Annotated in this window: 8 protein-coding genes; all 8 read right to left on the bottom strand. The window is 31.5% G+C overall.

Annotation, left to right across the window (positions count from 1 at the left end; all coding sequences use genetic code 11):
• Positions 1–98 precede the first annotated feature (98 nt).
• Complete coding sequence (locus ABD792_RS04700; RefSeq protein ID WP_345004662.1) at positions 99–824, bottom strand: YggS family pyridoxal phosphate-dependent enzyme; 726 nt, start codon at positions 822–824, stop codon at positions 99–101.
• A gap of 2 nt (positions 825–826) precedes the next feature.
• A complete protein-coding gene (locus ABD792_RS04695) occupies positions 827–1,402 on the bottom strand; it encodes a MarR family transcriptional regulator (protein WP_345004661.1) in 576 nt (191 codons plus the stop codon).
• Complete coding sequence (locus ABD792_RS04690) at positions 1,386–2,129, bottom strand: AAA family ATPase (protein ID WP_345004659.1); 744 nt, start codon at positions 2,127–2,129, stop codon at positions 1,386–1,388. The genes ABD792_RS04695 and ABD792_RS04690 overlap by 17 nt, the downstream gene beginning before the upstream one ends.
• A gap of 46 nt (positions 2,130–2,175) precedes the next feature.
• Positions 2,176–2,388 carry a gamma-glutamylcyclotransferase family protein gene (locus ABD792_RS04685; RefSeq protein WP_345004657.1) on the bottom strand — a complete coding sequence of 71 codons (213 nt, stop codon included), beginning with the start codon at positions 2,386–2,388 and terminating at the stop codon, positions 2,176–2,178.
• Positions 2,330–2,527 carry a hypothetical protein gene (locus ABD792_RS04680; protein WP_345004656.1) on the bottom strand — a complete coding sequence of 66 codons (198 nt, stop codon included), beginning with the start codon at positions 2,525–2,527 and terminating at the stop codon, positions 2,330–2,332. Before ABD792_RS04680 ends, ABD792_RS04685 begins: the two co-directional genes overlap by 59 nt.
• Positions 2,528–2,552: 25 nt before the next feature.
• On the bottom strand, positions 2,553–4,019 hold the full coding sequence (locus ABD792_RS04675; protein ID WP_345004654.1) for a catalase: 1,467 nt from the start codon (positions 4,017–4,019) through the stop codon (positions 2,553–2,555).
• A gap of 144 nt (positions 4,020–4,163) precedes the next feature.
• Positions 4,164–4,418, bottom strand: coding sequence for a DUF2024 family protein (locus ABD792_RS04670; protein WP_345004653.1), 255 nt, complete (start codon positions 4,416–4,418; stop codon positions 4,164–4,166).
• Positions 4,419–4,478: 60 nt separating this feature from the next.
• Positions 4,479–4,712: a thioredoxin family protein gene (locus ABD792_RS04665; protein ID WP_345004651.1), complete on the bottom strand. Its 234-nt coding sequence runs from the start codon at positions 4,710–4,712 to the stop codon at positions 4,479–4,481.
• Positions 4,713–4,975: the final 263 nt, after the last annotated feature.

The following is a 4,975-nucleotide window of genomic DNA, read 5'->3' as shown; positions in this document are numbered from 1 at the left end:
TAAAAGCCCTTAAAAGGGCTTATTTGTGTCTTGTTTTTAGAAAATTAAGGGCTTGCGCAACGGCTACCATTGTTGGCAATAGTACTTTATTTGCTGTGCTATTCAGTTTCATTCCAATAAAAGCTGTCGGGATAAATTCTATCTCCAAAAACAGCTGTGCCCACTCTTACTATTGTTGCGCCTTCTTCAATCGCAATTTCTAAATCTCCGCTCATACCCATTGATAATTCCGTCATCTTAACATTGGGTATTTTCAAGTTGATTATTTCTTCTTGAATTTTCTTTAATAGCTGAAAACATTTTCTAATTTCAGTTGATTGTGAACTTAATAAGCCAATGGTCATAAGTCCTTTGATGTGAATATTATTAAATTTAGACACTTCATTTACCAAGTCAATAGCGTGTTCTGGTAAAACTCCAAATTTACTATCTTCAAAAGATGTATTTACTTGAATGTAAACATCAATGCTTTTTTGTTCAAATTCTAATCTTTTTTGTAATTTTTCGGCAATTGACAGCCTATCTATAGATTCTATACAAGTAACCCATTTTAATACTTCTTTTATTTTGTTAGATTGTAAATAACCGATAAAATGTACTTCTGTATTTTGTTCTTTTAAAGCTGTACATTTCTGTTTTAATTCCTGAACCTTGTTTTCTCCAATAAGATTTTCTCCCTCTTTTAAAGCAAAATTTATTCGATTTGAATCTACAGTTTTAGTAGCTAACAATAAACGAACGCTTTCTGTATTTCTGTTTGCGTTTTTACAAGCTTGTTCTATTCTATTGTGTATAATCTTGAGGTTATGACTGATATTTTCCATTTTTATGCTGTCATTTTATGGTCTGGACAGTCTATTTGAAGTTTCTCTTTTTTAAGCGCTGTTTCTAGTAGATTGCAATAATTAGTATTACCTTTTTTTTCGTAATGAAAACAGGTTAGGCACATACGTTGTGTGGAAATGATTTTCCCTTGATTTAATTGATAGATAATACTTAAAATATTCACTAATAAATTTTCTTTTTCAATTATAGTTAAACTGTCTATCGACTTGTTTAAAACAGAGGTAAACCCTTTTGCTTTATTTACAATCTCGTTTCCTTTTTTTGTTAGTTTGACTGCAAAACTTCTAGAATCAGATGGATTGATTTTTTTTAAGAGTAGTTCTTTTTTAATAAGTACTTTGACAGAATCGCTAATCGTGGCTTTTGTTAAATCAAACTCATTTGCTAAAAAACTCACTTTCAAATTTTCTTGTTTATGGGAAGCACAAAAAAGTAAAATTTGGATTTGAATAGGACTTATTTTATACAATTTGCTTTCCTCCCAAAGTAAAACCCTAAATGCTTTTGCAATACGCTCTAAACCGTAGGTTATTTTTTGATTAATTGATTGATCCATCTTGCTCTATTTTTGTCAATTCACTTTCTTCTATACTATTTATTATGTTATTTTTTATAGCACGAAAGGCAACATCTTTTGCTTCTGCATATGATAAACTATATTTCCGTTCGATAGACTCAAATTCTTTTGGGAATTGAGCTATTAAAGTATCATAATAAACATCTAGTTGATTATTTGAAGGTTTTGTAAATTCGAGTTTTAACAGAAAACGTCTTAACAACGCAGTATCTATAATTTTTGAATTATTGGTTGCTGCAATGAGTAATGTTTGGGATGGCAACTGGTCGATTAACTGAATAACAGTATTTACAAGTCGTTTCATTTCGCCCGAGTCTTTATTGTCATAATCTCTTATTTTTCCGATATAATCAAATTCATCCAAAAAAAGAACTGAGTTTTCTCTTGAAGCTTTTTTGAAAATTTCGGTTACATTTTTTGCGGTTTGCCCTAATCTGGAATCAACAATACCACCTAAATTTAAGATGATAATTTTTTTGTTTAAATATTTGGCAATTGCTTTTGCCGTAGTTGTTTTTCCGCAACCAGTATGACCAAAAAGCAACAGTTTGTTATCCACTGGAAGGTTAAATTCTTCTAGTCTGTTTAGATGTTTAAACTCTTTTAGTAACTGCTTTAGTTCTATTCTATTCGTTTTACTTAAATGAATTTTATCTAAATCTAGAACTTCATCTTTTACGTTTATTATTAAATCATATAATCCCATTAAAAATGTATCAGAGGATAAAGTTAGTAATCCTAATCATTAGGTGCTAAACTTTATTAAGAATATATACCCAAGCTTCGTTTCCAGATTTAAACTTTTTTTGTACTCTCTTATAAGCTGAAACTTCATATTTGTCCGTTTCTAAAAGTTCATTCTCTGTGATTTCAAAAACAACGCCATTTATTACGTCTTTTTTATGCTTAGTTGGCACTGCAATAGGATGGAACTTCTTTCCACTTTTTTCTAAAACGAACTTCATCAGTAATCTCAATTTGAGAAAGCTTATAGCCTTCTAGTGTACCCCTAAACCCTTTAAGTTTTCTGTTATAGTTTTGTAATTGTACGTCTTCTAATTGTAATGTTCCGTAAGAGAACAAGTAGTGTCGTGTATTTTTCATGAATATGATAAATTTATAGGAAAAATTATGCATGCACTACACTAGTTATATCAATGTTTAGAGATACAGCAACGCCCTTACCATAGTTTTCGTCTGCCTTATAACAATTTAGAATATGGCGCTCTTTTATAAATTGTTCAGCATCACCCATAGCTCTTGCTGTATTGTCAAATAAAAGTTGTTTTTGCGCTGCTGTCATCAATCTAAACAGATTTCCTGGTTGCGTATAATAATCATCATCGTCTTCTCTAAAATCCCAATGATCTGCATCTCCATTTAAGTCTAAAGATGGTTCTTTGTATTTAGATTGCTCTTGCCACTTATTATAGCTATTGGGTTCGTAATGTGGTGTGCCACCACCGTTGCTATCTACTCTCATCGCACCATCTTTATGATGATTATGGAATGGACATTTTGGTGCGTTAACTGGAATTTGATAATGATTTACACCCAATCTATAACGCTGAGTATCGCCATATGAAAACAATCTACCTTGTAACATTCTGTCTGGCGAAAAACCAATACCTGGAACTACATTTGCTGGATTAAAAGCAGATTGCTCTACTTCTGCAAAGTAATTTTCTGGATTCTTATTAAGCTCTAGAGTTCCAACGTCTATTAATGGAAAATCTGCATGAGACCAAACTTTGGTTATATCAAAAGGATTTGTTTTGTGGTTTTTAGCTTGAGCCTCGGTCATTACCTGAACCTTTAAATTCCACTTAGGGAAATCTCCTTTTTCAATGCTATTGAATAAATCACGTTGATGGCTTTCTCTATCTTTTCCTACTAAATCTCTCGCTTCTTGATCTGATAGATTTTGAATTCCTTGAGCTGTCTTAAAATGAAACTTTACCCAAACACGCTCATTATCAGTGTTGATAAAACTAAAGGTATGACTTCCATAACCATTCATGTGACGGTAAGATTTTGGGATTCCTCTCTCACTCATTGTCATCGTAATTTGATGAAGTGATTCAGGAAGCAATGTCCAAAAGTCCCAATTATTATTAGCACTTCTTAAGTTTGTTTTTGGGTCTCTTTTTACCGCCTTATTTAAATCTGGAAATTTATAAGGGTCACGAATAAAAAATACAGGCGTATTGTTTCCTACCAAATCCCAATTACCTTCTTCTGTATAAAATTTAACAGCAAAACCCCTAATATCTCGTTCTGCATCTGCAGCACCTCTTTCTCCTGCTACTGTTGAGAACCTCAAGAAAACATCTGTCTGTTTTCCAATTTTAGAAAAAATGGACGCCTTAGTATATTTGCTTATATCATGGGTAACTGTGAAGGTTCCGTAAGCCGCCGAACCCTTGGCGTGCATTCGTCTTTCTGGAATAACTTCTCTGTCAAAATGCGCCATTTTTTCTAAATACCATACATCTTGAAGTAACATTGGGCCTCTCTTACCAGCTGTTTGTACATTTTGGTTTTCTGAGATTGGTTTCCCAGAAACTGATGTTAACTTGTTTTTTGAATCACTCATAGAAAAATAATTTTTGGTTATTATGCTCAAATTTAGTTAGGATTACTACCATTTTTAATAGATATTTCATATTTATTTTAAATAAAACTATAAATTATTTCTATTTTGTTTTAATTATGACTTAGATTTAGAAATATTTTAGATTTAACAATTTTCCATTTCAATAATGAAATATCCATTTTTTCTAATCTCTTCTTCTATGTGCCTTGGTGCAACTTCTATATGGCAAAATTTGCATTCTTTTGTATTTAATTTACAATTGGTTAACCCCTTACTTTGTAAATACATTTTCCCATAATTTAGTGCATTTTTGAGCGTATCATTTTCTTCTGTAAGAATATCAAAATGCATTAATTGATTGTCTTTAGGTACGTATGTGTCGTAAACTGATATCTTCATATTTAATTGTTAAATAAAACTGGTGTGTAATGGAATTACACACCAGTTTAAAAGTTTAGATTACCCTTTTACATCTGCCATAGATGCACCAAAGTTAATATGCAATGCGTTTCCATTAGGTGTTACTAATGCAGGAACGGAATTTACACCAGCATTTTCTGCTTCTTGTATTCTACTTCTGTCTTCTCCAATGTTTACAACTTCTACATTGTTTTCTCCAACTAAATTAATAATGTCGTGCTCTGCACTAATGCATACAGGACAACCAGCGTGATAAAAAATTGATTTACTCATAATTCTTTGTTTTAATAAAAAAGCAATATTGCTATCGCAAATATAGTAAGGATTCCTAACTAAAAAACATTTTGATAAATTTTCCCTAATTTATTTATTCTAATGGTAGTTTAAACTCTTTTAAAAATTGTAAGTAGTGAGAAATGTTTTTGAATGGAAACTTGGCTTGTGGGTGTGTTCTGTATTATTGCCAACGGGAGACCTCGCAAAAAGTCTCTTTTTTGAATAAAAGTAAGAGAATTAATTCAATTAGATAAGTTGTA

This window comes from Snuella lapsa, assembly GCF_039539345.1.
In the GTDB taxonomy this organism is placed as follows: Bacteria; Bacteroidota; Bacteroidia; order Flavobacteriales; family Flavobacteriaceae; genus Snuella; species Snuella lapsa.
The sequence above is the reverse complement of the archived record's forward strand: the minus strand, read 5'-3'. Positions and strand labels throughout refer to the sequence as shown.

Excerpts from the sequence above, each read along its gene's own strand:
- ABD792_RS04700 (WP_345004662.1), bottom strand. The coding sequence starts at position 824 with ATGGAAAATATCAGTCATAACCTCAAGATTATACACAATAGAATAGAA.
- ABD792_RS04695 (WP_345004661.1), bottom strand. The coding sequence starts at position 1,402 with ATGGATCAATCAATTAATCAAAAAATAACCTACGGTTTAGAGCGTATT.
- ABD792_RS04690 (WP_345004659.1), bottom strand. The coding sequence starts at position 2,129 with ATGGGATTATATGATTTAATAATAAACGTAAAAGATGAAGTTCTAGAT.
- ABD792_RS04685 (WP_345004657.1), bottom strand. The coding sequence starts at position 2,388 with ATGAAGTTCGTTTTAGAAAAAAGTGGAAAGAAGTTCCATCCTATTGCA.
- ABD792_RS04680 (WP_345004656.1), bottom strand. The coding sequence starts at position 2,527 with ATGAAAAATACACGACACTACTTGTTCTCTTACGGAACATTACAATTA.
- ABD792_RS04675 (WP_345004654.1), bottom strand. The coding sequence starts at position 4,019 with ATGAGTGATTCAAAAAACAAGTTAACATCAGTTTCTGGGAAACCAATC.
- ABD792_RS04670 (WP_345004653.1), bottom strand. The coding sequence starts at position 4,418 with ATGAAGATATCAGTTTACGACACATACGTACCTAAAGACAATCAATTA.
- ABD792_RS04665 (WP_345004651.1), bottom strand. The coding sequence starts at position 4,712 with ATGAGTAAATCAATTTTTTATCACGCTGGTTGTCCTGTATGCATTAGT.